We start from the raw sequence: 26119 nt of genomic DNA, 5'->3' as shown, positions 1-26119 counted from the left end.
CGATGTAACAAATGAAACAGTCAGCGCGGGACCGGCCCTGTCGAGCCGCGCACGACCAGCTCGGTGCCCAGCGAGACGTGCAGCGCCTCCAGGGTGTGCCTGCTGAGCAGCCGCATCAGCAGCGTGACCGCCATCCGGCCCATCTCCTCCAGCGGCTGGCGCACCGTGGTGAGGGCGGGCGAGGCCGCCCTGCTCACGTCGATGTCGTCGAAGCCCGCCACCGACAGGTCGCCGGGCACGCCCAGCCCCCGCTCGGCCGCCGCCCGCAGCGCCCCGACCGCCATCTTGTCGTTGAACGCCACCAGCGCCGTCGGCCGCCGCGGCAGGTCCAGCAGCTCGCAGGCCGCCCGGTAGCCGTGCTCCATGCTCGGCTCCGGCACGTTGCGCAGCAGCTCGGGCGCCGGGAGCACCCCGGCGTCGGCCAGCGAGGCGGTGTAGCCGGCCAGCCTGGCCTCGCTGGGCAGCCAGCGCACCGGGCCGCCGATGATCCCCACCCGGCGGTGGCCCAGCTCCACCACGTGCGCCATCAGCTTGCGACCGCCCGCGAAGTGCGCGGCCGACACGGCCACGATGTCCTTGGGGGGCGGCGTCCTCGGGTCGATCACCACGAAGGGGAAGCCGCGGTCGCGCAGGCGTACGAGCTCGTCGCCGGGCTCCGGCGGCAGGATCAGGATCGCGCCCGCGACCCCCGGGCGGTCGGGCAGCCCGGGCAGCACCGCGCTCCCCTGGGCCGCCTCCCCGGCGCCGAGGATCATCTGCCGGCCGTGCAGCTCGATGGTCTCGCCCACCGAGGAGACGATGAGCCCGAAATAGTCGGTCAGCACGTAGGGGCAGCGCACGTAGACGGCGCCGCCCGGGGCGTCGGGCGCCGCGCGGGGCCTGGGCGCCTGGTCGCCGAGCCGGCCGACGGCGCGCAGCACCAGCTCGCGGGTGTGCGGGGCGACGTTGGACTGGCCGTTGAGCACGCGCGAGACGGTGGCGATGGACAGGCCGGTCTCGGCCGCGACGTCACGCACTGTCGCGCGCGCCCTGCCCTCCCTGGCCGCCATCGCACGCTCCCCGCTCGGGCTGTGCCGCCAGGATATTCACCGGGCGAAGCCGATCTCCACCTCAACGGATTCTCACCGGACGTATTCGGTGCGTTACATTGAGTTCTCGTGCCGGAAAAGGATGAGCCCGAAGGCGGAAAGCGGACCAAGATCCTGCTATGGGCCGGTGGGATACTCACCGCCGTCATCACGGCGTGGGCGACCGACGCGCTCAGCCTGATCGTCCGGCCGGCCGACCTGCTCGGCCTCGGCAAGCCGGCGCTGCGTGCCACGGTGCTGCCCGCCACCGGCCGCAACCCGCACCTGGCCGTGCCCGCCCTGCCCGTGACGCCGCGGGACCGGGCGATCTTCCTGACCGGCCGCTTCGACGACCCCGCCTTCCTCGACCTGGCCGGGCGGCTGGGCGGCGCCTGGGTGGAGTGGATGCGCGTGCGCGTGGTGTTCGAGGCCGACCGCGCCCCCGTCCGCATCACGGACGTACGCGTGAAAGAGGTCACCGGCGACCGGCCGAACATCACCGGCGCCTTCGTCGAGTTCCCCAGCGAGACGGCGGAGCGGAACCCGCAGCTCACCGTGGACCTCGATGCTCCCCGCAAGTTCTTCACCAGCGCGGGCAAGCCCGGACCGCCCTACTTCGGCCGGCAGAGCCTGTCACTGCAACAGGGCGAGCAGACCGAGCTCGGCCTCGAGATCCGCGCCGGAGCCCGCAGCCACGCGTTCAACCTGGAGGTCGAATACGTGCCCGGCGGCGGCGACCGGGCGGAGCGCATCACGGTCACCGATCAGGCGGGACGGCCGTTCCGGGTCACCGGAGCCCCCGAGCGCCACACCGGCTACGGCACGGTCTACCTCAACACCGGCGCGGGGCTGCGGGCCGCCACCGGCCGGGCGGCCTGCGAGTTCTTCGAGCCGGACCGGGCATGCGGCTCCGGGCGCTGATCGCCGGCGCGCTCGTCCTCGCCTGCGCCGCCGGCAGCCGGGCGGCCGGGCCGGAGCGGGCGGGGCTCACCGCCGCCTGGAGCGTCGAGCTGGGGCCGCTGGGCGACGAGGGCATCGACCTCCACGTGCCCACGGCGACGATCCGCGGGCGTCACCTGCTGGCCGTACGATCCGCCCGGCCGCGCTCCGTCCGCGTCCACGACGCCGGGACAGGGCGGCTGGTGAGCACCTTCCCGCTGGCCGAGCCTCCGCTCGGCGCCACGATGGACGTGCGGTTCGTCGGGGAGTCCCTCGCCGTGCGCGTCGACGAGGGGACCGGGCAGCGCATCAGCCTGCACGACCCGCTCGCCGGCACAACGACGTGGTCACGCGCGCTCCCGTACGCCAGGGCCTCGGCCCTGACGCCCACCGGCATCGCCTGGGCCGCGCACGACGGCCTGCGCGGGATCGACCCGGCGACCGGCCGCGACACGTGGACCCTGCCGTGGCCGCCGGGCTGTGCCCCACCTGATCTGATCGGTGCCGGCCTTCCCGTCCTCGCCGCGGACTGCCGCGGCAAGGGGGTTCTGCGCGGCGTGGACCCGCGCACCGGACAGGTGGCCTGGGCCCATGAGGTCCCCGGCGCGCCCGAGCAGATCCTCAACACCGAGGTCTCGTCCACGGGGTTGATCACCGCCTCGATCGACGGGCTCCTCACCGTCCTCGACTCCCGCGGCCGGCTCGTCGCGCGGGTGCCGGACACCTTCCCGCAGGTCGCCAGGACGACGGCGGTGCACGCCGGCGCGCTCACGCTGGTCGTCCACAGCGTGGCCGGCGCCCGGCTGATCACCGCGCTGCGCGACGGGCGGGTCGCCTGGCGGACGTCGCTGAGGCCGCGCACGGGAGCGGAGAGCCTCGAGGACCACCTGCCCGGCGCCGGCCATCTGACGGCCCGCCACGCGGTGGGAGAGCTTTTCAGCGGGCTCGAACCCGGCCTGGTCGAGGTCATCTCCCTGGCCGACGGGACACGGGCCGTGCTGCGCCTGCCGGTCGCCCAGCGGGCCGCGTCCGTCGTCGGCTCCACCGCGCGCGACGTGCTCGTGTACGAGATCCATCCCGGTGGTGGCCGCCTGACCGCCTACACCTTCCACGGGCGGACCGGGCTGCCGCCGTCGTTGCCCGTGCCGCCCGGGAGCTGGCCCGACGCGTGCGCGCTCCTCGGCCCGGCGGCGCCGCCCGGGTACCTCCCGGTCCCGGGCACCGGCGGGCATCTGGGGCTGCGCTGGCCGCGGCCGAGCACGTGCACGTTCGTCCCGCCGGACGACGCCGGGGCCCAGGTGCGGGTGGCCATCACGTGGGTCGCCGCGACGGAGGCCGACGTCCGGCTGCTGGCCGCCACGAAGGCCGCCGCGGACCCGGCGGTGCTGCGGCTCGGCGAAGGGGCCTACCTCGGCTCGGAACCCGACCGCGCCGACCGGCGTACGTACGCGTGGGCGACGGGCGGCCGGATCCTGGCCGCCGTCCAGGCAGTCGGCGACCCGGCCCTGACCCGGCGCACGGCCCTGGCGGTCGCCGCCCGCCTCCGCACCGCTGGCCCGGCACACAGTCCTGGCGGTCGCCGGCCGCCTGCGCAGCGCTGACGCGACGCACGGCCCTGGGAGTGCGGGGCACCCCCAGGGCCGGTGACACGACGTATGCCCCCTGGGTGCGGCGCCGGAGCGAACCTCGGGGTCAGTCGGTGGAGGCGGGGCGGCGGCCGCGGGCCGCGGGCTTCTTGCGGCCCGCCACCAGCGTGTCGCCCGGCGCGGGCGACGGCTCCTCGTTGCTCTTGGGCTCCCCCGCCGGTCCGCGGGGCCTCGGGTGCGGCGCCGTGTCGTCCGACTCCGAGACCTCGGACCCGTCCTCCGGGGCCGGGTCCGCGGCCGGGGTACGCGCGAGCGGATCGGGCCGGTCCGGATCTCGGAACGAGGCGATGACCCGGTCGGCCTCCGTGTCGGCGGCGAACTCGTCGGCCGCCTCCGACTCCCTCCGCCGGATCACGACCATGTGGTCCACCGACACGCGCCCCGCGCCGACCACGGCGAGCAGGAGGGAGGCGGCTCCGAGGAGGATCAGCTCGTTCATGGTGATGGGATTGAGCGGAGGGGCCACCAGGAAGACCGCCAGTGCCTCGGCGAAGAGGATCAGCCCCGTGGCGGAGACCACGAGCCCGGCGATGAGCAGCGCGCCGCCGATCAGCTCGGCGAGCATGGTGACCGTGGCCCAGGCGCGGGGTGCGGGGGCACCCTGCTGGAGGAAGTTCGCCCCGGTGACTTTCAGACCGTCTTCCAGCTTGGTCCAGCCGTTGGCGAAAAAGATACCGCCCACACCGATGCGGGCGACTAAAGCGGCAAGATCACGAAGGACCTGTTTCACGGTACTTGACTGCCCTAATCGGGACATGGCACACCTCAATCACGGCTGAGCAGCACGGCCACCGCGACGGCGGTCAGGCTGAGCAGGACGACGCTCACGACCACGGTCGTGTGCAGGGCGTTGACGAAGGCCCACCGGGCGGCGTCGAGCAGCGCGCCGCCCGCGTTGCCGCCGATCTCGTCCGCGACGTGGGCGGCCGAGGCCAGCGACTGCCTGGCCTCGTCCATGCCGCCCTCGGACACCCCGGGCACGGCGGGCAGCCCCGGCGCGTAGACGATCGCGGTGATCGTGCCGAGCACGGCCACGCCGAGCCCGGCGCCCAGCTCGTACGCGGTCTCCTCGATGGCCGCGGCCCCGCCCGCCTGTGACTCGGAGGCCGACGCCATGATCGTGTCGGAGGCGGCCAGCAGCGCCACCTGCACCCCGAACCCGATGCCGATGAAGCACACCGCCAGCATCACGGGGTGGCCCTCGACCCCCCAGCTCAGGGTGGGCGTCAGGGCCAGCGCGACGAGCCCGAGCCCGCCGCTCATGGTGGCCCGCATGCCGATCCTGGGCAGGATGTGGGCGGCGGCGAGCCCGCCGAAGATGGCGGAGACGACCAGGGGCAACATCCTGAGCGCCGCGCGCACGGGGCTGTCGCCGAGGACGAGCTGCAGGTATTGGGCGAGCATGAGCTGCAGGCCCACCAGCGCGAACACGCCCAGCAGCACGCCGGCGACCCCGGTCGTGAACGCGCGGCGCCGGAACAGCCCGATCTCCAGGAACGGCTCGCGCAGGCGGGTCTGCCGCCGTACGAACGCCACGAGCAGTCCCAGCCCCGTCAGGAACACCACCGCCGCGGCCCAGAACGGCATCAGGCTGCCCGAGCCCGCCTCTTTGAGCCCGAACGCCAGCGCCAGGATGCCGAACACCGACAGCGCGGCGCTCACCACGTCCCATGGCCGGCCCTTGCGCGCGCGGGACTCGGGCAGCAGGCGTACGGCGGCGGGCAGCAGCACCAGCAGGATCGGCACGTTGATGAGGAAGACCGCGCCCCACCAGAAGCCGACGAGCACGCCGCCGATCAGCGGCCCGACCGCCGCTCCGGCCGCGGCGACGGCGCTCCAGACGCCCAGCGCGACGGCCCGCTCGCGCCTGTCGGTGAACACCTGGCGGATCAGCGACAGCGTGGCGGGCATGATCATCGCACCGCCCACGCCGAGCAGCGCCCTGGCCATGATCAGCGTCAGCGGGGTCGGGGCGAACGCGGCGCCGGCCGAGGCCACGCCGAACAGGACGAAGCCCCACAGGACCAGCCGTTTACGGCCGTACCTGTCGCCGAGCGTGCCGAACACGATCAGCAGCGGCGCGACCACCAGCGAGTAGATGTCGATGATCCAGAGCAGCTGCACCGCGGAGGGTTCGAGGGCGGCCGTGAGCGCGGGGACCGCGATGTGCAGGACGGTGGCGTCGACCGTGATCAGCAGCAGGCTCAGGCAGAGCAGCACGAGAATGGCCCAGCGGCGGTCGTGGTGCTCCCGGTCGGCAGTCCGTACGAGGGGTGCGGCCTGTGTGACGGTCATGGGCCTCCTTGCAGGCCGATCCGTTTCCCAGGGCCCGCACGTGCTGTTCATCGACAGGCGGCGGAGCCATGGGGCGGCGCTCACTCCTCCCGAGCTCGGCCGCCTGGCTCCGGCGCTCCGGCTTGCGTGGCAGCTTAGGCCATGCCACGGACTTGTCATAGCGGTATCGGGTGATCCGGGGTCACCCCCAACCTCTCTAGAGAGATACAGCCATATGTCGGTATCTATCCAACATTGCCCCGCCAGCCGATCATGGGACTCGTGGGGACCGACGCAAGTGGCACAAGAGGCAACTTTTCCGACCGGTCCTCACGCGAATGGTGTGACGAGGCCCTGACCAGGCTGAACGCCGGCCGCTCCGAGTCCGCGCTGGAAGCCGCCCGCCGCGCCGCCGACCTGGAGCCGGCCGCCGAGTGGCCGCAGCGGCTGATCAGCCTCGCCCACGAGAGGCTGGGCCGCGACGCCGACGCCGTCCCCGCCGCGGAGCGGGCCGTGGACCTGGGCCGCGGCTCCTGGCCGGCCCGGCTGCGCCTGGCGGCGGTGCTGCGCCGCGTGCCCGGCCGGTGGGCCGAGGCGGTCGAGCACGCGACGCTGGCCAGGAAGTTCGCGCCGGAGGAGCCGGGCCCTGAGGTCATGCTGGGCGACCTGGCCCTGCTGCGCGGCGAGCACGCCCGTGCCGAGCGGTCCTACCGGACCGCCCTCGCCCTCGACCCCGATGATCCGCAGGCCCGGGTCAACCTCGGCCTGGCCCTGCTGCGCTGGGACCGCCCCCGGCCGCACCACGACCCGGCCTGGCCGGTCGACCCGCGCGACACGGGCCGGGCCAGGCGCGCGCTGGAGGTGTGGTCCCGGCAGGTGCGCCTCGTGGTCGCCGTGGCCACGGTCGCGGTCGCCGCGTGCGCGCTCTTCCTCGACTGGGGCGTCCAGGCGCAGATCGGCGGCTTCGCCGTGCTCGTGCTGCTGGTGCCGCTCACGGTCAGGCAGGCGCGGCGGGTCGGCGTCTGGGCGTACGCGCGGGCGATGCTCTGCAGGGACCCCTGGCTCGGGGTGTCGGTCGCCTCGGCGGCGCTGGCGGTGGCAGCGTACGCCGCATGGCTGCTCCTGGGGGCGGTGCCGGCGCTGCCGTCCTCGCTGGATCCGGTCTGGGCCGGGCTGGCGGGCATCGTGGTGCTGGGCTGGCCGGCGCTGGCGGCCGTGCGCGCGCTGGCGGAGACCTGGCGCGGGCGCCCGCTGCTGGCGCTGGCCGAGACGGTGCGCGCGACCGAGCGGACCGCCCGGCGGAACGCCGGGGTGACGCTCTGGATCGTGCTCGGCAGGACCTGGTCGGTGCTGGTGGCGCTGGCGGGCGGGGCACTGGTGCTGGAGCCGAGGGCGGCGCTGGCGGCGCTCGCGGTGCCGTACCCGATGGTGCGCGGCTACCTGCGCGCCCGGCGGGGCGGCGACCGGTGGCTGGCCACCGCGACCGGGCTCGTGGTGCTGGCCGCCGCCGCCTGCGCGACGGGCGGGCTGCTGGGCTCGGTGTGGGCGTGGCGGACCGGGCTGGGCGCGCTGGGGGCGGCGGCGGTCGTGTTCGCGGCGCGGGCCGTGCGCTCGTGGTGGCGGGGCGGTCCGGGACCGTGGCGCGCCTCCCTGCTCATGTGTGACCTGCCCATGGGGGCCCAGCCGTCGGTGACGCTGGACTCGGAGGTACGCCAGACCTTCTCGTACGCCCGCAGCATCGTCCTGTCCTACGGCGACGCCCTCGGCCCCCGGGTCGCCGGGGCGGTGGCCTCCGTGACCTCCTCGGGCGAGCTGCGCCTGATCGCCGAGACGGAGGCGTGGGAGGCCATCGAGGAGGACCCCAGGGTGGCGGTGTTCGCCACCGACCCGCTGCAGCGGCGGTTCTGGGTCGAGGTGCGCGGGATCGCCCTGGCCGACTCGGACGTCCTGCGCGTCACGCCCAAGCAGGTGCTGGTGGGAGAGTTCCCGGGACGTCACCAGCGCCGCTGAGTAGAATCTTGTTCTATGCGAACCCTGCGTACGCCCGAAGAGCGCTTCGCGAACCTGCCCGACTTCCCCTACGAGCCTCACTACGCAGAGATCGCCGACGGCCTGCGCATGGCCTACGTCGAGGCCGGCCCCTCCGACGGGCAGCCGGTCGTGCTGCTGCACGGCGAGCCGAGCTGGTCGTTCCTCTACCGGCACGTGCTGCCGGAGCTGGCGGCGGCGGGGCTGCGCGCGATCGCGGTGGACCTCGTCGGCTTCGGCCGCTCCGACAAGCCCGCCGACCTGGCCGACCACACCTACGCCAGGCACGTCGAGTGGACCCGCGCCCTGTTGCTCGACGCCCTCGGCCTCGACGGCATGACGATCGTGGGCCAGGACTGGGGCGGCCTGATCGGGCTGCGGATCGCCGCCGAGCACCCCGGGAGCGTCGCCCGGATCGTGGCCGCCAACACGGGCTTGCCGACGGGTGACATTCCCATGCCTGACGTGTGGCACCGGTTCAGGGACGCGGTGCTCAAGGCGCCGGTGCTGGACATCGCCCGGCTCATCCAGGCGGGCTGCCGGAGCGAGCTGCCGGAGGAGGTACGGGCGGCCTACGACGCGCCCTTCCCCGACGAGTCGTACAAGGCGGGACCGCGTGCCATGCCCGGCCTCGTGCCGATCACGCCGGCCGATCCCGCCGCGCCCGCCAACCGCGCTGCCTGGCAGATCCTCACCACACTGGACCGGCCGTTCCTGGTGGCGTTCTCCGACAGCGATCCGATCACGGGGGGCATGGCGCCCATTCTGCTCAAAACGATGCGCGGTGCGGCTGGCCTGCACCATCCCGTGATCAAGGGCGCCGGGCACTTCCTCCAAGAGGACGCGGGGGCGGAACTCGGGCGTCAGATAGCCCTTTTCGTGACCTCCACCTAGCGTGTCAGGTCCGCCCAATAGTCGGTCCGGTGCGGTATAACCGGGGGCGGACCGGGGAGGCGTGATGCGTGAGTCCGACAGCGCCGCTGACAGGGGCCAGGCCTTGGGGCGGGCCGCGGCGCGGGATCTGTTCGAGAAGGTTCGGCTGCGTTATTTCCAGATTCCCCCGGCCGCGCGCCGGGTGCTCTACGTGGTCGTCCTGGTGGCCGCCATGGGGGTGGGCGCGGCACTCGGGTGGGACCTGCTCAAGACCTTCCCCCTGGTGCTCCTGCTGCTCGCGTTCGTCGCGCTGACCATGCGCTTCCCGCGCGCCGCCGCCACCGCGCTGGTGGTCGCGGGCTGGACCGTCCTGGCGCTGGTGGCGTTCTCCGGGCTGTTCCCCGCGGGCGCCGCGACCGTGCACGCGATGGTCGCGCTGGCCCTGCCGGTCGCCGCCGCGGCCCACCTGATCCGCTGGGTGACCCCGTGGATGAGCACGCTGATGGCGCTCGTCCCCGCCGGCCTGCTCGCCGCCGCGCTCTCGCCCGTCTCCGACGGCACCGCGGTCTGGGTCGCCTACGCCGCCGCCGCGGCCGTCCTCGTCCACCGGTTCGTGCTCGCCCGCAAGGCCAAGGCGGAGAGCGTGGCCGCCCAGGAGCAGCAGGTCCGCGTCAGGGCCCGCGAGGGCAGGCCCGAGGCGCCGCACGACAAGACCGGCGCGCCGCCGCAGATCTCCGTTGAGGAGGCGCTCGGCGAGCTGGAGAGCATGATCGGGCTGGCGCCGGTCAAGGAGCAGGTGCGCTCGATCGCCGCCTCCATCGAGGCCTCCAGGCTGCGCGCCGAGGCCGGCTACACCGCCGGGCGGCCCACCAGGCACTTCGTCTTCGTCGGCCCGCCCGGCACCGGCAAGACCAGCGTCGCCCGCGCGCTGGCCAAGATCTTCTACGCGTTCGGCCTGCTGGAGACCCCCTACGTGGTCGAGGCGCAGCGGGCCGACCTGGTGGGCGAGTTCCTGGGCGCGACCGCGATCAAGACCAACGAGCTGGTGGACCGGGCGCTGGGCGGCGTGCTGTTCATCGACGAGGCGTACGGGCTGGTCAACTCCTCCGACGGGCAGCCCGACCGGTTCGGCGCCGAGGCCGTGCAGACCCTGCTCAAGCGGGCCGAGGACGACCGCGACCGGGTGATCATCATCCTGGCCGGCTACGAGCAGGAGATGGGCTCGTTCCTGTCCAGCAATCCGGGCCTGGCCAGCAGGTTCGCCACCCGGGTGCGCTTCCCCGGCTACTCCCCCGCCGAGCTGGTCGAGGTCACCGAGCTGCTGCAGCGGCGCAGGGGCGACACGATGGGCCCCGAGACCCGCCGGGTGCTGCTCGGCCTGTACGACGACGTGCACCGGCGCGGGCTGATCGACGAGCTGGGCAACGCCAGGTTCGCCCGCAGCCTGGTCGAGGCCGCGGCGCAGGCCCGCGACGTACGCGTGGTGGGCGCCGGCGGCACCCCGACCACCCAGGACCTGGTGACCACCACGACGCCCGACGTGACCAAGGCGTTCCAGGAGCTGACCGCCCGCTTCCGCGGCTACGTCGCCACCCCCACGCTGGAGGAGGCGCTGGCCGACCTCGACAGGATGGCCGGGCTCGCCCCGGTCAAGCGGCAGGTGCACGCGATCGCGGCCCAGCTCCAGGTGGCCAGGATGCGGCAGGAGCGCGGGCTGCCCACGCCGCAGCAGATGCGCCACTTCGTGTTCGCCGGCCCGCCCGGCACCGGCAAGACCACGGTCGCCCGGGTCCTGAGCCGCATCTTCGCCGCGCTCGGCCTGCTGGCCCGGCCCGACGTGGTCGAGGCGCACCGGGCCGACCTGGTGGGCCAGCACCTCGGCGCGACCGCGATCAAGACCAACGAGCTGGTCGACCGGGCGCTGGGCGGCGTGCTGTTCATCGACGAGGCCTACAGCCTGGTCAACCCCGGCTACCAGGGCGGCGACGCGTTCGGGGCCGAGGCCGTGCAGACCCTGCTCAAGCGGGCCGAGGACGACCGCGACCGGCTCGTCATCGTGCTGGCCGGCTACGAGCGCGAGATGGACGCCTTCCTGGCCACCAACCCGGGCCTGGCCAGCCGGTTCAACCAGCGGGTGGCCTTCCCCAGCTACTCGCCGGCCGAGCTGTCGCAGATCGCGGTGCTGCTGGCGGAGAAGTCGGGCGACTCGTTCGACGAAGAGGCGCTGAGCCGTCTCGACGAGGTGTTCGCCTGGGTGTGCGAGGAGCGGCTGATCGACGGGCTCGGCAACGGCCGCTTCGCCAGGTCCCTGTTCGAGCGGGCGGCCATGCGGCGCGACGTGCGGCTGGCCGCCCACGCCGCGCGCGGCGGATCGGCCAGCTCGGCCGACCTGACCACGATCACGAGCGAGGACGTCCGCACGGCCGTGGACGAGCTCGCCGGGCGCTGAACGGCCGCCGCGCCCCCTCCCGGAACCCCACAAGGTAGGGGTCCCAGTCCATGGCATGTTGCCTCATAGTGTCCGCGCGATGTCGTAGAGTGAGCGGGTCGGTGATGGCCAAGCCCGGCACCGCTACGTGCGGGTGCGCGTCGGAGGGGGAGCGATGGCGGGGTTCCTGGCCCGCAGGCTGCTCAACTACGCCGTGCTCGTCGCCGTGGCGGCCAGCCTCGCCTACCTGCTGGCGGCCACCGCCCTGGATCCGCGCTCCAACTACGCCGACCGCACCCCCAAGCCCCCGCCGGCCGTGGTCGACGCCCAGCTCAGCGCGCTCAACCTCAACGACAAGACGCCGCTGCTGCAGCGCTACGCCACCTGGGCGGGCGGCCTGCTGCACGGCGACTTCGGCAGGACCGTCGCGGGCGCGCCGGTCAACGAGGACATCAAGCGCCGCATGGGCGTCACCTTCCGGCTGGTCGTGCTGGGCCTGCTCTTCGGCAGCCTGCTCGGGGTGCTCACCGGCGCGCTGGCGGCGGTCCGGCAGTACGGGTGGTTCGACCGGCTCTCGACCGGCCTGTCGTTCGTGGTGCTCGCGGTCCCGGTGGTGGTGCTGGCCAACATGCTCATCCTGCTGGCCTCGTGGGTCAACGAGCACCTGTTCGGCCGCCAGGTGTTCCTGGTCAGCGGCGAATACAGCGACGGCCTGACGACCGGGTTCTGGGGGCACGTGGTCGACCGGCTGCAACACCTGGTCCTGCCGACGATCTCGCTGTCCATGGGGCTGATCGCGGTCTTCAGCCGCTACCAGCGCAACATGATGCTCGACGTGCTGGGGGCCGACTTCGTCCGTACGGCCAGGGCGAAGGGGCTCAGCAGGCGCAAGGCGCTGACCCGCCACGCGCTGCGCACGGCGATGATCCCGGTGGTGACCTACTTCGCGTTCACGTTCGGGGTGCTGCTGACCGGGGCCACGTTCACGGAGAAGATCTTCGGCTGGCACGGGCTGGGCGAGCAGCTGATCAACTCGATCTTCGGCAACGACGTCAACACCGTCGCGGCCATCTCCTTCCTGGCCGCCATCGCCGTGTTGTGCGCCTCGCTGGCCGCCGACCTGCTGCACGCCGCGCTCGACCCGAGGGTGCGGGCGCGATGACGCTGTCCGACGAGGAGCGGGCGGAAGAGCTCACCGACGGCGTTCTGACCAGGGCGCCGTCGAGGGCGCGGGTGGTCACCGGGCGGTTCTTCCGCTCCGCGCAGGGCCGGATCGGTTTCGCGGTGCTCGCGCTGATGTTCCTGCTGGCCTTCGTGGGGCCGCTGTTCAGCCCGTGGACCTACACCGACAAAGACTTCACCGCGTTCATGCAGCCGCCCTCGCCGCGCCACTGGTTCGGAACGCTCCAAACGGGCTCCGACGTCTTCGCGGTGACGCTGCGCGGCATGCAGAAGTCGCTGGTCGTGGGTTGCTGGCGGCGCTGGTGTCCACGGCGCTGGCGGCCGTGGTGGGGGCGTTTGCCGGCTATTTCCCGGGGTGGACCGACCGGGCGCTGAGCTGGGTGACCGACCTGCTGCTCGTGCTGCCGGCGTTCCTGATCCTGGCGATCCTGTCGCCGCTGTTCGGGTCGGGGCAGTGGTGGCTGTTCGTGATCATGCTGGCGCTGTTCCTGTGGATGGTGACCTCGAAGATCGTGCGCGGGATGGCGATCTCGGTGAAGGAGCGGGAGTTCGTGCAGGCCGCCCGCTACATGGGCGTGCCGCCGGTGCGCATCATCTTCCGCCACGTGATCCCCAACCTGTCGTCGCTGCTGATCGTGGACGCCACCCTCAACGTGAGCAGCGCCATCCTCACCGAGACCTCGCTGTCCTACTTCGGGTTCGGCATCCAGCCGCCCGACGTGTCGTTCGGGACGCTCATCGCCGACGGCTCCAAGACCGCGGTCTACGCGCCGTGGACGTTCTGGTTCGTGGCGGGGCTGCTGGTGATCACCGTGCTGGCGGTCAACCTCGTCGGCGACGCGCTGCGCGACGCGTTCGACCCGTCCTCGGCGAGGGGGGCGCGATGACCCCGGTCCTCGAGGTCAACGACCTCAACGTGTCGTTCGGCGACGTGCGCGCCGTGCGGGGGGTGAGCTATTCCGTACGCCCGGGCGAGGTGCTCGGCATCGTGGGCGAGTCGGGCTCGGGCAAGTCGGTCACCTCGGCCGCCGTCATGGGGCTGCTGCCGCCGGGGGCGCGGGTCACCGGCTCCGTGCGCCTGCACGGCCAGGAGCTGATCGGCGCGCCGGAGCGCAGGCTCAACGCCGTCCGCGGCAAGTCCATGTCGATGGTCTTCCAGGACCCGCTGTCCGCGCTCACCCCGGTCTACCGGGTGGGCGACCAGATCGCCGAGGCCGTGCGCGTGCACCAGCGGGTCAGCAAGGAGACGGCCCTGGTCAAGGCGATCGAGCTGCTGGAGCTCGTCGGCATCCCGCATCCGGCCGAGCGGGCGCTGGCCTTCCCGCACGAGTTCTCCGGCGGCATGCGGCAGCGGGTGGTGATCGCGATGGCCATCGCCAACGACCCCGACGTGATCATCTGCGACGAGCCGACCACGGCGCTCGACGTCACCATCCAGGCACAGGTGCTGGAGGTGCTGAAGCGGGCGCAGGCCAAGACCGGCGCGGCGATCATCATGATCACGCACGATCTCGGGGTGGTGGCCGGGTTCGCCGACCGGGTGCTGGTCATGTACGCCGGGCGGCCCGTCGAGGTGGGCGGCGTGGACGACATCTACTACCGGATGCGGATGCCGTACACCGTGGGCCTGCTCGGCTCGATCCCGCGCGTGGACCGCGACGGGCGGCAGCCGCTGGTGCCCATCGAGGGCAACCCGCCGTCGCCCTCGGCCCTGCCGCCCGGGTGCCCGTTCGCGCCGCGCTGCCCGATGCGGATCGACGCGTGCGACGAGCGGGAGCCGCCGCTGTTCCAGGTGGGCGAGGAGCACCGGGCGGCGTGCATCCGCTGGGAGGAGGTGGGGCCGCGTGGCCCCGGCCGGCACGCGGCCCCGGGCGACGGCACCGTGCTGCGGGTGCGCGGCGAGCGCGCCGTGCTGGAGGTGCACAACCTGGTCAAGGACTACCCGCTGCTCAAGGGGGCGGTGTTCAAACGGCGGGTCGGCACGGTACACGCGGTGGCCGGGGTCAGCTTCGACCTCCGGCAGGGCGAGACGCTGGGCCTGGTCGGCGAGTCGGGCAGCGGCAAGACCACCACGCTGACGCAGATCCTGGAGCTGACCCCGCCCCAGGAGGGCGGCGTCGTCGTGCTCGGCCACGACACCGCCCGGATGAGCCGGGCGGAGCGCACCGAGGTCAGGCGCGACATGCAGGTCGTCTTCCAGGACCCGCTGGCCTCGCTCGACCCGCGCATGACCGTCTACGACATCCTGGCCGAGCCGCTGCGCACGCACGGCCGGCGCGACCCCGGGCGGCGCATCGGCGAGCTGCTCGCCCTGGTGGGGCTGGACCCCGCGCACGCCGCCCGCTACCCGCAGGACTTCTCCGGCGGGCAGCGCCAGCGCATCGGCATCGCCAGGGCGCTCGCGCTGGAGCCCCGGCTGCTGGTGCTGGACGAGCCGGTCTCCGCGCTGGACGTGTCGATCCAGGCCGGGGTGATCAACCTGCTCGACTCGCTGCGGGCCAGGCTCGGCCTGTCCTACCTGTTCGTGGCGCACGACCTGGCCGTGGTGCGGCACATCGCCGACCGGGTGGCGGTGATGTACCTGGGCAGGATCGCCGAGATCGGCCAGGTGGACGCCGTCTACGACGCCCCGGCCCATCCGTACACGCAGGCTCTGCTGTCGGCGATCCCGCTGCCCGATCCCGTGCGCGAGCGCTCCCGCGAGCGGATCCTGCTCGAAGGCGACCTACCCAGCCCGGCCAACCCTCCGACGGGCTGCAGATTCCGCACCAGGTGCCCCAAGTTCCGCGCCGAGCTCACCGACGAGCAACGCAGGCTCTGCGTCGACGTCGAGCCCGAGGTGCGGCTGCTGGGCGACGACCAGGGGGCGGCCTGCCATTACGCAGAGAGGCGCGAAGTCGTATAGACCTCGCTCGATCCAGGAGGAATTCGCTCGATGAAAGCATCACGTCTGGTCGTGGCCGCCACGGTGGTGGGCTCGCTGGCGGGCTCGCTGCTGCTGGGGGGCTGTGGGGGCAACCAGGGCGGCCCGGAGGTCCAGGACAGCGCCGGGGACGAGCGTACGATCAAGGCCTTCGACATCAACCCGCAGCCGCGGGACAAGGTCAAGGACGGCGGGACGCTGCGCTGGGGTATCAACGAGTTCCCCTCGCAGTGGAACAGGAACCACGTCGACGGCAACCTGGCCATGGCCGCCGTGGTCAGCAACGCGCTGCTGCCCTCGCCGTTCACGTCCAACGAGAAGGCGGAGATCTCGGTGGACCACGACTACGTGGTCGACGCCAAGGTGACCGACCAGCGGCCCAAGCAGGTGGTGACGTACACGCTGAACCCGAAGGCGAAGTGGTCCGACGGGAAGCCGATCACCTGGGCCGACTACCAGGCGCAGTGGCGGGCGCTCAACGGGCGCGACTCGGCCTTCCGGATCGCCTCGTCCACGGGCTACCAGGACATCGAGAAGGTGGCGCGGGGCAAGGACGACCACGAGGTGGTGGTGACGTTCGCCAGGCCGTTCGGTGACTGGCAGGCGCTGTTCGGGCCGCTGCTGCCGGCCTCCACCAACCACGACGCCGGGGCGTTCAACACCGCGTGGCTGAACAAGATCCCGGTGACGGCGGGGCCGTTCAAGTTCGGCGGGTTCGACCAGACGGCGAAGACGATCACGCTGGTGCGGGACGACGCGTGGTGGGGCGACCGGGCCAAGCTGGACAAGATCATCTATCGGGCCTCCGAGCACGACGCGCTGATCAGCGCGTTCAGCAACGGGGAGCTCGACATCATCGACATCCAGCCGTCCGCGCCCGACTACGCGCGGGCCAAGGCCACCACGGGGGCCCAGGTGCGCCACGCGGCCGGGCCCGACTTCCGGCACTTCACCTTCAACGGCTCCAGCGAGCTGCTCCGGGACCGCAGCGTGCGCCAGGCCATCCAGCTCGGCATCAACCGCCAGGCCATCGCCCAGTCGGACCTGCAGGGGCTGGACTGGCCGATCGCGCTGCTGAACAACCACTTCTTCATGAACACCCAGGAGGGCTACCAGGACAACGCCGGAGAGCTCGGCGCGTACAACCCGGGCAAGGCCCGGCAACTGCTGGACGCCGCCGGCTGGAAGCTGAGCGGGTCCGTCAGGCAGAAGAACGGCAAGCCCCTCGACCTGCGGTTCGTGGTGCCCTCCGGGGTGCAGATCAGCAAGGCGGAGGGGGAGCTGGCGCAGACCATGCTCGGCCAGATCGGGGTCAAGCTCACCATCAAGGCCGTGCCCAGCGACGACTTCTTCACCAAATACGTGATCCCCGGGAACTTCGACATCACGCCGTTCGCCTACATCGGGACGCCGTTCCCGGTCTCCAGCAGCTACGGCATCTACGCGAACGCGACCAACGGCCAGAACTGGAACGCGAACTTCGGGCGCACCGGATCGGCGGCCATCGACCAGGCCATGAGCCGGGCCGCGCAGAGCCTGGAGCCGGTGCGGGCCCGCTCGGCGACCAACGCGGCCGACAAGCTGATCTGGCAGGAGGTGAACGTGCTCCCGCTCTACCAGCGGCCGCAGATGGTGGCCGTGCGGCAGACGCTGGCGAACGTGGGGGCCCGGGGCTTCTACGACCTCCAGTACGAGGACATCGGCTTCACGGGCTGAAGTGTCGGCGGCCCGGTGTACTACTGGACGCATGACGACGAGGTTGACCTGGGCCCAGATCCTCTCCTGGCGCCTGCGCCGGCAGTTCGTGAGCGGGGCCGGCGCGGAGAACGCCGTGGCCGTCGCCCGGCGGCTGTGCGGCGTGCAGAGCCAGGTCACCTCGTCGGCCCGGCTGGCGGTGGCGGTCAGGAGCGCCAGGCCCGATCCCGAGGAGATCGACAAGGCGCTGTGGAGCGAGCGCACGCTGGTCAAGACCTGGATCATGCGCGGCACCCTGCACCTGGTGCCCGCCGACCAGCTCGCCGACTACTGCGCGGCGCTGAGCACGCTGCGCTTCTGGGAGAAGGGCTCCTGGCAGCGCGGCCACGGCGTCACCACCGGTGAGATCGAGGCGATCATCGACGCCGTGCCCCGCGCGCTGGGCGAGCGGGCGCTGACCCGGGAAGAGCTGGTCGACGCCGTGGTGGAGGTGACCGGGGACGCCCATCTCCGGCAGGCGCTCACGTCCGGCTGGGGCGCCCTGCTCAAGCCGCTGAGCCGGCTGGGCGAGCTGTGCTACGCGCCGCCGCTCGACGGCCGGGTGGCCTTCACCGCCCCGCGCGCCTGGGTGCCCGGCTGGCCGGCCGGGTTGCCGCCGCACGAGGAGGCGGGGCCGCGCCTGGTCCGGGCCTTCCTGGGCGCGCACGGCCCGGCCACGCCGGAGATGTTCGACACCTGGCTGTTCGGCGGCGTGGCCAGGAAGGCCGTGCTGAAGGGCTGGTTCCGCGACCTGGCGCCGGAGCTGACGGAGGTCGAGACGGACGACGGCATGACGCTGACGGCGCTGACCGAGCACCTCGACGACGTCGCCGGCACCGCGCCGTCGGCCGAGGTGCACCTGCTGCCGGGCTTCGACCAGTTCGTCCTGGCCGCGCCCCGCGGGCTCGCCCCGCTGCTCCCGCCGGAGCTCAGGCCCAAGGTCAGCAGGCAGGCAGGGTGGATCTCCCCCGTGGTCGTCCACGAGGGGCGGGTCGCCGGGGTGTGGGAGGCCAAGGGCGGTGACATCACCCTCGACCTCGCCGCCCCGGTGCCGCAGGGCCCGCTCGACGAGGCGGTGGCGCGGATGCGCGCCCTGCTCGCCGGCTAGCGGGTGCCTACGCCGAAGTGCCGGCCATCACACGGTCGACGATGCCCTTGTTGCCCTCCTCGCGGGCGCAGTGGGCGCAGCAGTACCAGTGCTCGCCCGACTGCACCCCATGTCCGATGACCTTGGTGCCGCAGTGCTCGCAGATGGGCGCCATCGCCTCGATCGCGCACTGGAAGCAGTCGAAGGTGTGCACCGCTCCCTGCGCGTGCACCTCGAACGCCATGTCGTAGTCGTTACCGCAGGTCTCGCAGACAGCCATGGTGATCCCCTTTGCAGTCGATCCGCCGGGGGGATACCCGGTTCCGGGGTCTCTTTTCCCCAAGAAACCACCATATTCAGGCCGCCTGCCTCCGTCACGGGCGCTCGACGGCGAAGCGGGCCAGCAGGGGCAGGCCCAGGAGCCCCAGCGCGCCCAGGGCGGCAGGCAGGCCGAGCCACCCGCTCAGCCCGGCCACGAGCAGCGGGCTCACCACGAACCCGGTGTAGGAGATGGTCGACACCCCCCACACCATCGTCCCGCTCGCGTCGTCGGCCGCGGCCCGGCTGAGCAGGGCGGGCACCAGCGGGCCGAGGGCCAGCCCGGTGACCGCGAACCCGGCCAGCGAGAGCGGCACGCCGCCGCCCAGCCCCGCCAGGGCGATCCCGGCGCCGCCGCCGAGGCCGGCCACCAGGTACAACGCCCTGAGCGGCGTCCGGGGCAGCGCCTGCACGATCAGCCGGCCGGCCGTCAGCGCAGCCATGTAGACCGAGGGCGCGGCGCTGGCGACCAGCGGGGTGGCGTCCCGGTGCTCCTCCAGCAGCAGCACCGACCACTGCTCGACCGAGTTCTCGATGACCAGGACGCAGGCGGCCAGCGCCCCCAGCACCACCGCCGAACCCCACAGGCGCCGGCCGGAACCGGCGGCAGGGGTGTCGGGCAGGCCGTGGCCCAGGGGCAGCGCCAGCAGGGTCAGCGACGTGGCGGCCACGATCAGGGCGACGATCAGGAGCACGGCGGCGACGTCGAGGCCGTACGAGCGGGCCAGCCCGGTGAGCGGCGCCACCGCGATGACCGTGACCGGGAAGGCGGCGTGCACGGGCTGGAAGAGGCGCCGGCCGCTCTCGCGCTCGGCGCGGCCGGTGGCCAGGTTCAGCGCGACGTCGAGGGCGCCGCTGGTGGCGCCGACCAGCAGCAGCGCCAGCGCGAGCTGCCAGGCGGAGTCGGCCAGCCCGATGGCGGCCACGCTGAGCGCGAACAGGCCCATCGTGACCATCAGCGCGGCGCGTTCCCGCCCGCGGGCCAGCCGACCGGCCAGCGCCATCGCGGGCAGCGCCCCCACCGGCACGGCGCTCAGGGCCAGCCCGAGGTCCCCCGCCGACAGGCCCAGCTCCAGCTTGACGGCGGGAAGCAGGGCCGACCACGACCCCCAGAACACGGCCCACGCCGCACAGACCGCGATCAGCGGCATCTACCGGCCCCCCTCGGAATTCGGTCCGGCCATAGTAAGGATCTTCCTCCGGGCTCGGCCGAGCACATCCGGGCAGGGGGTGCTCGTCGAATCTCTTTCGCCGGAGTTGTCACAGAGGACGGGCCGTCGCGGTCTATAGGGGCGTACGACGAATGTGTGCGCGCTCGTAGAAATGCATTGAGCGAGCCGGCCGGCCCGGATTAGGTTGGCGCGCATGGCGGGCGGCAAGCCCCGCCGGCACGCCGCAGACCGGCGCGGCGCGGGATCTTGAGAAGGAGAAGGGAACGCGCTTCGGAAGGGGAGATCATGAAACGCGTCAGAGTCACGAAGTCGGCCGCCAAGCGGCGCACCCGGCTGACCACGGAGCTGGACCTGCGGTCACCAGCAGGTCGCAGACTTCCCTATTGACTTACTCCTTACACCAAACTTACGGGGGTATCTGTAGATAACATAGGTAACAGAAATATCACGGGGGGCTCACGATGAAGAGGCTTGTGGTGGTGCCACCACACGTTGCCAGGCACAAGATCCGCGACATCCGCTCGGCCGGGCACCGCAAGCCTCCCGCCGATCCCAAGGTGATCGACCTCCGCGCCTACACCGGCCGGAACATCATCCGCTTCCCCGGCGGCCCCACCCCCGCCGCCTGAGGTCAGCCGTACAGGCGCTTGGCGTACGCCTCGCCGTAGTAGTTCTCGAGCTCCTCGAGGCTCTCCTCCACCTTCTGCACGTCCTTGACCAGCCTCGCGTGCGACGGCAGGGCGTCGGACCCCCAGCTCTCCGGCTTCCACAGCGCCGAGCGCATGAACGCCTTGGCGCAGTGGAAGAAGATCTGCTCGATCTCGACGACCAGCGCGAGGTGCGGGCGGTGGCCCTTGACGATCAGCTCGTCGAAGAACGGGGCCTCGCGGACCAGCCGGGCCCGGCCGTTGACGCGCAGGGTCTCGTTGCGCCCGGGGATCAGAAAGATCAACCCCACATGCGGATTTTTCAGGATATTGAGGAATCCGTCCGCCCGGCGGTTCCCCGGACGATCCGGGATCGCGATCGTCACGTCGTCGATCACGTGGACGAAGCCGGCCGGGTCGCCCTTGGGCGAGACGTCGCAGTTGCCCGCCTCGTCCGAGGTGGCGATCAGGCAGAAGGGCGAGGCCGCCAGCCACTCGAGGTCGCGCTCGTGCAGGCGTACCCGCTCCTTGGTCGCCGCCCGCGGCATGACCTCGCCGAGGAGTTCGCGCAGCTCGGCCTCCGACTCGATCTCCGACCAGCTCATGTGATCTCCCTTCGGGGTTTCATCAAATTTTGTCAGGAATCGGGGCCAACATCCGGTGGGGCGTCCGAAGGGCGAGACTCACCTGGTCCTGCCGCGTGTCGGCGCTGAGCCCCGGGCCGGGGCGGACCTCGACCTCCTCGATCGGGACGCTCCTGCCGCAGGTGCAGCAGACCGACAGCGGGTCGAGCCGGGTGCCGCAGGGCACGTGGTGGAAGAGGCGGCGGGGGCCGTTCGCGGCCAGGTGGCGGTCGCTCCACTGACCCAGGGCCAGCAGGGGTTGCCAGAGCTCGCGACCGACGGGGGTCAGGAGGTATTCGTCGCGGGGCGGCGCGTCCTGGTAGCGGCGGCGCTCCAGCAGGCCCGCCTCGACGAGCGCGGCCAGCCGCTGGGACAGGACGGCCCTGGGGATGTCGAGGTGGGCCTGGAAGTCGCCGAAGCGGCGCACGCCGTACATGGCGTCGCGGATGACCAGCAGCGTCCACCGCTCGCCGATCACTTCCAGGGCACTGGCCAGCGCGCAGTCCTGGCCGTCGTAGTTCTTGCCGAGCGCCATGGGACCCATGTTAGTTCATTCACCGAACCGTGCTAGCGTGCGCGGCATGAGTTCAATGACCGAACCGATGACGTCGCGGCGCGGGGCGACGCTCGCCGTGGCGTCGTGGGCGCCGCTGCTCGTGCTCACCAACTTCACGCTGCCGATGGTGACGCTGCCGCAGACCGCGCGATCGCTGGGCGCCGGGCCGACCGGGCCGGTGTGGATCCTGGGCTCGATCGCGCTCGGGCTGTCGTCGATGTTGCTGGTCGCGGGCGGGCTGGCCGACGACTACGGGCGCCGGCGGGTGCTGGTCGCGGGCACGGGCGTGCTGGCCGCCGCCAGCGTGGTGGCCGCGGTGAGCCCGACCGTGCCGGTGTTCGTGCTGGCCCGGCTGGTGCAGGGCGCGGCGAGCGCGGCGATGCTGGCGGCGAGCCTGGGCATCGTGGGACATGCCTTCCCCACCGGGGCGGAGCGGGTGCGGGCCACCGGGCGGTACGGGGCCATGATCGGGCTGGGCACCGCGGTGGGGCCGCTGGTGTCCGGGCTGCCGGCCGCGGTGACGAGCTGGCGGGCGGCGTACTGGCTGATGGCGGCCGGCGCGCTGGTGCTGGCGATCATGTCGGCCCGGGTGCTGGAGGAGTCGCGCTCCGAGGTGCCGCGCAGGCTGGACGTGCCGGGGGTGGTGCTGCTCAGCCTGGGCGTGGCGGCGCTGGTCGCGGGGGTGACGGAGGGGCGCGCTGGGTGGGGCCGGCCGGTCGTGCTCGAGGCGTTCGCGCTGGCCGTGGTGCTGCTGGCGGCGTTCGTGGCGGTCGAGCGGCGGCGGCCGGAACCGCTGCTGGACCTGGAGCTGTTCGGGCGGCCGGCGTTCCTGGTGGCGACCGGCGGGGCGCTGGTCGTGGGGGCGGCGGTGGTCGGGCTGCTCAGCTACCTGCCGACCGTGCTGCAGACGGCCCACGGGCTGGCGCCGCTGGACACGGCGCTGCTGTTCTGCGTCTGGTCGGGGCTGTCGTTCGTGGCCTCGCTGCTGACCCGGCACGTACGCCTCGGCACGGCCGCGCGGCTGGCCCTGGGCCTGGGGCTGAGCGCGGCCGGGTTCGCCGCGCTGCTGGGCGCGGGCTCCTCGTTGTCCCTGCCGCTGATCGCCGGCGGGCTGGCGGTGAGCGGGGTGGGATCGGGACTGATCAACTCCTCGATCACGCACCTCGCGATCGAGAGCGTGCCGGCGCACCGGGTCGGCATGGGCTCGGGGGCGAACAACACCGCCAGGTACGTCGGCTCCTCGCTGGGCGCCGCCGGGATGGCGGCACTCGTGGGGGCCTTCGGCCTGGCCCAGGGCACGGCGGTCGCGGTGGCGGCCTGCGTCGTACTCACGGGCGGCACGGCGCTGGCCGTGCTGGCCGTCCGGAAATGACCATGATGGAGTGGAGACCATGACCGGATCGCGGATGGCCGACCTCGACGGCCTGCGCATGCACTACCTGATCGACGGCGCGGGCCCGCTGCTCGTCCTGCTGCACGGATGGCCGCAGACCTCCCACTGCTGGCGGCACCTCATCCCCGCGCTGGCCGAGCACTTCACCGTGGTGGCGCCCGACCTGCGCGGCTACGGCCACACCGACAAGCCGGCCACCGGCTACGACAAGCGCACGATGGCGGCCGACGTCCGCGCCCTGGCGCGCTCGCTCGGCCACGACCGGGTCCTGCTCGCCGGGCACGACCGGGGTGCCAGGGTCGCCCACCGGTACGCGCTCGACCACCCCGGCGAGGTGGACCGCCTGGTGGTCATGGACATCATCCCGACCAGGGAGATGTGGCGCAGGTACGACATGACGACCGGGCTGGCGGCCGGCACCTGGCACTGGACGTTCCACCTGCAGCCCGACCTGCCGGAGCGGCTCGCGGGCCAGGACGTGCGCGGCTATCTGGGCTACTTCTTCGACAAGTGGACGGTTCAGCGGTCGCGGCTGGAGGTCGACGAGTACGTGCGGGCCTTCGAGCGGCCGGGGGCGCTGCGGGCGGGGTTCGAGGACTACCGGGCCTCGTTCCCGTACGACGCCGAGCACGACGACGCCGACTGGGAGGCGGGCCGGCGACTGGAGCTGCCGGTGCTGGCGCTGTGGGGCTCGGCCGGGCTGCCCAGCAGGGTGCCGGTGCTCGACATCTGGCGCGATTACGCACTTGACGTGCGGGGAGCCGAAATTCCCGACTGCGGGCATTTCCTGGCCGAGGAGCAACCGGACGCCGTGCTCGCGCACCTGCGGGACTTCCTGCTGCCGAGGGACTGACCAGCCACCGAACGGCTACCAGCGGCGGGCGTGCGCCATCACGCCGAGGAGCGCGTCGCGCTCCAGACCGAACCTGCGCGGCTCCACGGCGTGCCGCTCCGCCCGCAGGTGCAGCAGGGTCAGCTCGGTCGCCGCCTGCTGGTAGTCGCTCATGGCGCGGCCGAGCCCCGCTCCCCTGGCCCACTTGCGGGCCGTCTTGCGGGTGGACAGCGTGGTCAGCATGCGGACGTCGGCATCGGTGATCAGGCCGGTCTGCTGGTAGGCGGGCAGGTAGTAGGCCATCCGGGCGACGAGCTGGCGGCGCTCGACGACGGTCACCACGATGAGCAGGACCAGCGTGGCCATGATCACCAGGTAGGCGACGCCCAGCCAGGTGAGCGAGCCCGTGGTGGCGGCGCCATTCCAGAGGCCGTGCAGGAGGACCGCGCCCAGGTAGCCGAGCGGGATCGCGGCGAACCTGGCCGCCGTGCGGCGGGTCAGCGCGTACGCGACACCCAGGCCGATCATGGAGGTGTAGATGGGATGGCCGAGCGGGTCGATCAGCCCGCGCACCACGAAGAGCTGGACCGCCGCGCCGGGGCCGTCCTCGCCGAACGCGAGCAGGTAGTAGCCCACGTTCTCCACGGCGGCGAAGCCGAGGCCGGCCATGGAGGCGTACACGATGCCGTCGGTCAGGCCGTCGATCTCCGCCCGCCGGCGCAGGAGCAGCAGCAGCGCCGAGCCCTTCAGCGCCTCCTCGACCACCGGCGCCAGCACCACGGCGCCGATGTCCTCGACGGCCGCGGAGGCGTAGCCGGCCCGGACGAACAGCTGCTGGCCGAGCAGCGTCAGCGCGATGCCGGCCACGATGGCCACCCCGGCGCCCCACGCGAAGGCGAACGCGAGGTGCAGCTTCGGCTCGGGTTCGAGCCGGTCCAGCGAGAGGACGGCCGCGAGGAGCACCGGAAGGGGCGCCACGGCCAGCAGCGCGGACAGGCCGAACCCGACGGGACCGCCGGAGAACAGCATGACGGCCAGCACGATCAGGGCGAGGACGCCGGAGACGACCAGTCCGACCAGCAGGGCCTTGCTGGGGCGCGGGGCGAGCAACGGAGCAGTCATTGTGGTGCCTCTCTTCCCGTTGGCTTCGCCCACTATGCGCGCCGCGCATCTACATGCGCTTAACGGTCACTTGATTCGCGATAATACGGATCAGCCACGACGGACTCACCGCTCGTGTACGAATACACCTCCCGGCCGGAAATGAACACCCGCAGCGCCCGGCTCATGACGTCCAGCGGGTCGCCGGACCAGATGACCACGTCACCGTCCAGTCCCGGCCGCAACGCGCCCACCCGGTCGTCGAGGCCCATGATGCGGGCCGGGTTCACGGTGATCGAGCGCAGCGCGGCGGCCGGGTCCATGCCCTCCTTGACCGCCAGCGTGGCCTGGTGCACGAGGAAGTTGATGGGCACCACGGGGTGGTCGGTGGTGATCGCCAGCTCGACGCCGGCCCGGTCGAGGATGCCCGGGTTGCGCAGGGAGCGCTGGCGCAGCTCGACCTTCGACCGGGTGGTGAACAGCGGGCCGATGATGACGGGAACGTTCCGCTCGGCCAGGGTGTCGGCCAGCAGGTGCCCCTCGGTGCCATGGTTGATCACCAGGCGGTAGCCGAACTCGCCGGCCAGCCGGAGCGCGGTGGAGATGTCGTCGGCCCGGTGGGTGTGCTGGCACCACGGCAGCTCGCCGTCCAGCACGCGGACCAGGACCTCCAGCGTGCCGTCACGGTCGAACGGCTTGCCCTCGTCCTCGGCGGCGGCCCTCCTGGCCCGGTAGTCCTGGGCCTTCATGAACGCGTCGCGGATCACCGCGGCCACGCCCTGGCGGGTGGACGGCAGCTTCTTCTGGTCGCCGTACACCCGTTTGGGGTTCTCACCGAGCGCGCTCTTGACGCTCACCGGCTCCTTGATCAGCATCTCGTCCACGGACCTGCCCCAGCACTTGATCGCGACCGTCTGGCCGCCGATCGGGTTGCCGGAGCCGGGCTTGATCACCGCGGTCGTCACCCCGCCGGACAGCGCGTCGCCGAAGGCCAGGTCGGCCGGGTTGATGGCGTCGAGAGCGCGCAGGCGGGCGCCGTTGGGGTCGGTCATCTCGTTGGTGTCCTGGCCGGCCCAGCCCTCGGCCTCCTCGTGCACGCCGAGGTGACCGTGGGCCTCCACGAAACCGGGCAGCACCCAGCCGCCCGCGGCGTCCACGACGGGGATCCCCTCGGGCACGGCCACGTCCCGGCCGACCGCGGTGATCTTCCCGTCCTGGATGAGTACGGTTCCGCCGTCGATGGGGTCGCCGTCGACCGGTACGACATATCCACTGGTAATGGCAAGATTCATGAGT

Annotated in this window: 21 protein-coding genes and 1 pseudogene; 13 read left to right on the top strand and 9 right to left on the bottom strand. The window is 72.6% G+C overall.

The window, feature by feature from the left end:
* Positions 1-20 precede the first annotated feature (20 nt).
* Positions 21-1049, bottom strand: coding sequence for a LacI family DNA-binding transcriptional regulator (locus ACTWPW_RS22900; RefSeq protein ID WP_375115284.1), 1029 nt, complete (start codon positions 1047-1049; stop codon positions 21-23).
* Between the two features lie 108 nt (positions 1050-1157).
* Between ACTWPW_RS22900 and ACTWPW_RS22895 the strand changes: the two genes are divergently transcribed.
* Together ACTWPW_RS22895 and ACTWPW_RS22890 are read left to right on the top strand one after the other, a co-directional pair.
* Positions 1158-1988 carry a hypothetical protein gene (locus ACTWPW_RS22895; protein ID WP_375115283.1) on the top strand — a complete coding sequence of 277 codons (831 nt, stop codon included), beginning with the start codon at positions 1158-1160 and terminating at the stop codon, positions 1986-1988.
* Complete coding sequence (locus ACTWPW_RS22890) at positions 1970-3607, top strand: outer membrane protein assembly factor BamB family protein (protein ID WP_443169869.1); 1638 nt, start codon at positions 1970-1972, stop codon at positions 3605-3607. Before ACTWPW_RS22895 ends, ACTWPW_RS22890 begins: the two co-directional genes overlap by 19 nt.
* A gap of 91 nt (positions 3608-3698) precedes the next feature.
* Here ACTWPW_RS22890 and ACTWPW_RS22885 read toward each other — a convergent pair whose 3' ends face one another.
* Together ACTWPW_RS22885 and ACTWPW_RS22880 are read right to left on the bottom strand one after the other, a co-directional pair.
* Positions 3699-4409 (bottom strand): DoxX family protein, encoded by a 711-nt coding sequence (locus ACTWPW_RS22885; RefSeq protein WP_443169868.1) that lies wholly within the window; start codon positions 4407-4409, stop codon positions 3699-3701.
* Positions 4410-4417: 8 nt separating this feature from the next.
* Positions 4418-5947, bottom strand: a complete 1530-nt coding sequence (locus ACTWPW_RS22880) for an MFS transporter (protein WP_443169867.1) — start codon at positions 5945-5947, stop codon at positions 4418-4420.
* Positions 5948-6199: 252 nt separating this feature from the next.
* On the opposite strand from ACTWPW_RS22880, the gene ACTWPW_RS22875 reads away from it, so the two are divergent.
* From ACTWPW_RS22875 to ACTWPW_RS22840, 8 genes and pseudogenes are all read left to right on the top strand, one after another.
* Positions 6200-7936 carry a tetratricopeptide repeat protein gene (locus tag ACTWPW_RS22875; RefSeq protein ID WP_443169866.1) on the top strand — a complete coding sequence of 579 codons (1737 nt, stop codon included), beginning with the start codon at positions 6200-6202 and terminating at the stop codon, positions 7934-7936.
* Positions 7937-7951: 15 nt separating this feature from the next.
* Positions 7952-8848, top strand: coding sequence for a haloalkane dehalogenase (locus ACTWPW_RS22870; RefSeq protein WP_443169865.1), 897 nt, complete (start codon positions 7952-7954; stop codon positions 8846-8848).
* 64 nt (positions 8849-8912) lie between these two features.
* Positions 8913-11276, top strand: coding sequence for an AAA family ATPase (locus ACTWPW_RS22865; protein WP_443169864.1), 2364 nt, complete (start codon positions 8913-8915; stop codon positions 11274-11276).
* A gap of 154 nt (positions 11277-11430) precedes the next feature.
* Positions 11431-12417 carry an ABC transporter permease gene (locus ACTWPW_RS22860; RefSeq protein WP_443169863.1) on the top strand — a complete coding sequence of 329 codons (987 nt, stop codon included), beginning with the start codon at positions 11431-11433 and terminating at the stop codon, positions 12415-12417.
* Positions 12414-13324: pseudogene (locus ACTWPW_RS22855) on the top strand (ABC transporter permease). The gene ACTWPW_RS22860 and the pseudogene ACTWPW_RS22855 overlap by 4 nt, the downstream one beginning before the upstream one ends.
* Positions 13321-15342: a dipeptide ABC transporter ATP-binding protein gene (locus tag ACTWPW_RS22850; protein ID WP_375115276.1), complete on the top strand. Its 2022-nt coding sequence runs from the start codon at positions 13321-13323 to the stop codon at positions 15340-15342. Before ACTWPW_RS22855 ends, ACTWPW_RS22850 begins: the two are co-directional and overlap by 4 nt.
* Before the next feature lie 30 nt (positions 15343-15372).
* Positions 15373-17076, top strand: coding sequence for an ABC transporter family substrate-binding protein (locus ACTWPW_RS22845; RefSeq protein WP_375115275.1), 1704 nt, complete (start codon positions 15373-15375; stop codon positions 17074-17076).
* Between the two features lie 31 nt (positions 17077-17107).
* The gene (locus ACTWPW_RS22840) at positions 17108-18202 is read left to right on the top strand and encodes a winged helix DNA-binding domain-containing protein (protein WP_443169862.1); all 1095 of its coding nucleotides are present in this window, start codon (positions 17108-17110) and stop codon (positions 18200-18202) included.
* A gap of 7 nt (positions 18203-18209) precedes the next feature.
* On the opposite strand, the gene ACTWPW_RS22835 is transcribed toward ACTWPW_RS22840, so the two are convergent.
* Together ACTWPW_RS22835 and ACTWPW_RS22830 are read right to left on the bottom strand one after the other, a co-directional pair.
* Positions 18210-18461, bottom strand: coding sequence for a hypothetical protein (locus ACTWPW_RS22835; RefSeq protein WP_357867527.1), 252 nt, complete (start codon positions 18459-18461; stop codon positions 18210-18212).
* A 94-nt stretch (positions 18462-18555) separates the two neighbouring features.
* Positions 18556-19650: an MFS transporter gene (locus ACTWPW_RS22830; protein ID WP_443169861.1), complete on the bottom strand. Its 1095-nt coding sequence runs from the start codon at positions 19648-19650 to the stop codon at positions 18556-18558.
* Between the two features lie 482 nt (positions 19651-20132).
* Between ACTWPW_RS22830 and ACTWPW_RS22825 the strand changes: the two genes are divergently transcribed.
* Positions 20133-20300 (top strand): hypothetical protein, encoded by a 168-nt coding sequence (locus tag ACTWPW_RS22825; protein ID WP_375115272.1) that lies wholly within the window; start codon positions 20133-20135, stop codon positions 20298-20300.
* Between the two features lie 2 nt (positions 20301-20302).
* Here the strand turns inward: ACTWPW_RS22825 and ACTWPW_RS22820 are convergent, their stop codons facing one another.
* Positions 20303-20923, bottom strand: a complete 621-nt coding sequence (locus ACTWPW_RS22820) for a pyridoxamine 5'-phosphate oxidase family protein (RefSeq protein WP_375115271.1) — start codon at positions 20921-20923, stop codon at positions 20303-20305.
* A 22-nt stretch (positions 20924-20945) separates the two neighbouring features.
* Positions 20946-21476, bottom strand: a complete 531-nt coding sequence (locus tag ACTWPW_RS22815; protein WP_375115270.1) for a winged helix-turn-helix transcriptional regulator — start codon at positions 21474-21476, stop codon at positions 20946-20948.
* A gap of 46 nt (positions 21477-21522) precedes the next feature.
* Here ACTWPW_RS22815 and ACTWPW_RS22810 point away from each other — a divergent pair, with 46 nt between their 5' ends.
* Both ACTWPW_RS22810 and ACTWPW_RS22805 read left to right on the top strand, forming a co-directional pair.
* A complete protein-coding gene (locus ACTWPW_RS22810; RefSeq protein ID WP_443169860.1) occupies positions 21523-22869 on the top strand; it encodes an MFS transporter in 1347 nt (448 codons plus the stop codon).
* 19 nt (positions 22870-22888) lie between these two features.
* Complete coding sequence (locus tag ACTWPW_RS22805) at positions 22889-23743, top strand: alpha/beta fold hydrolase (protein WP_375115268.1); 855 nt, start codon at positions 22889-22891, stop codon at positions 23741-23743.
* A 15-nt stretch (positions 23744-23758) separates the two neighbouring features.
* On the opposite strand, the gene ACTWPW_RS22800 is transcribed toward ACTWPW_RS22805, so the two are convergent.
* Both ACTWPW_RS22800 and ACTWPW_RS22795 read right to left on the bottom strand, forming a co-directional pair.
* Positions 23759-24844, bottom strand: coding sequence for a PrsW family intramembrane metalloprotease (locus ACTWPW_RS22800; protein WP_375115267.1), 1086 nt, complete (start codon positions 24842-24844; stop codon positions 23759-23761).
* A gap of 59 nt (positions 24845-24903) precedes the next feature.
* Positions 24904-26115, bottom strand: coding sequence for an amidohydrolase (locus ACTWPW_RS22795; protein ID WP_443169859.1), 1212 nt, complete (start codon positions 26113-26115; stop codon positions 24904-24906).
* Between the last annotated feature and the right edge of the window lie 4 nt (positions 26116-26119).

It is taken from the genome of Nonomuraea sp. KM90, assembly GCF_052246675.1.
Classification (GTDB): Bacteria; Actinomycetota; Actinomycetes; order Streptosporangiales; family Streptosporangiaceae; genus Nonomuraea.
This window is presented reverse-complemented; position numbering and strand designations above follow the sequence as displayed.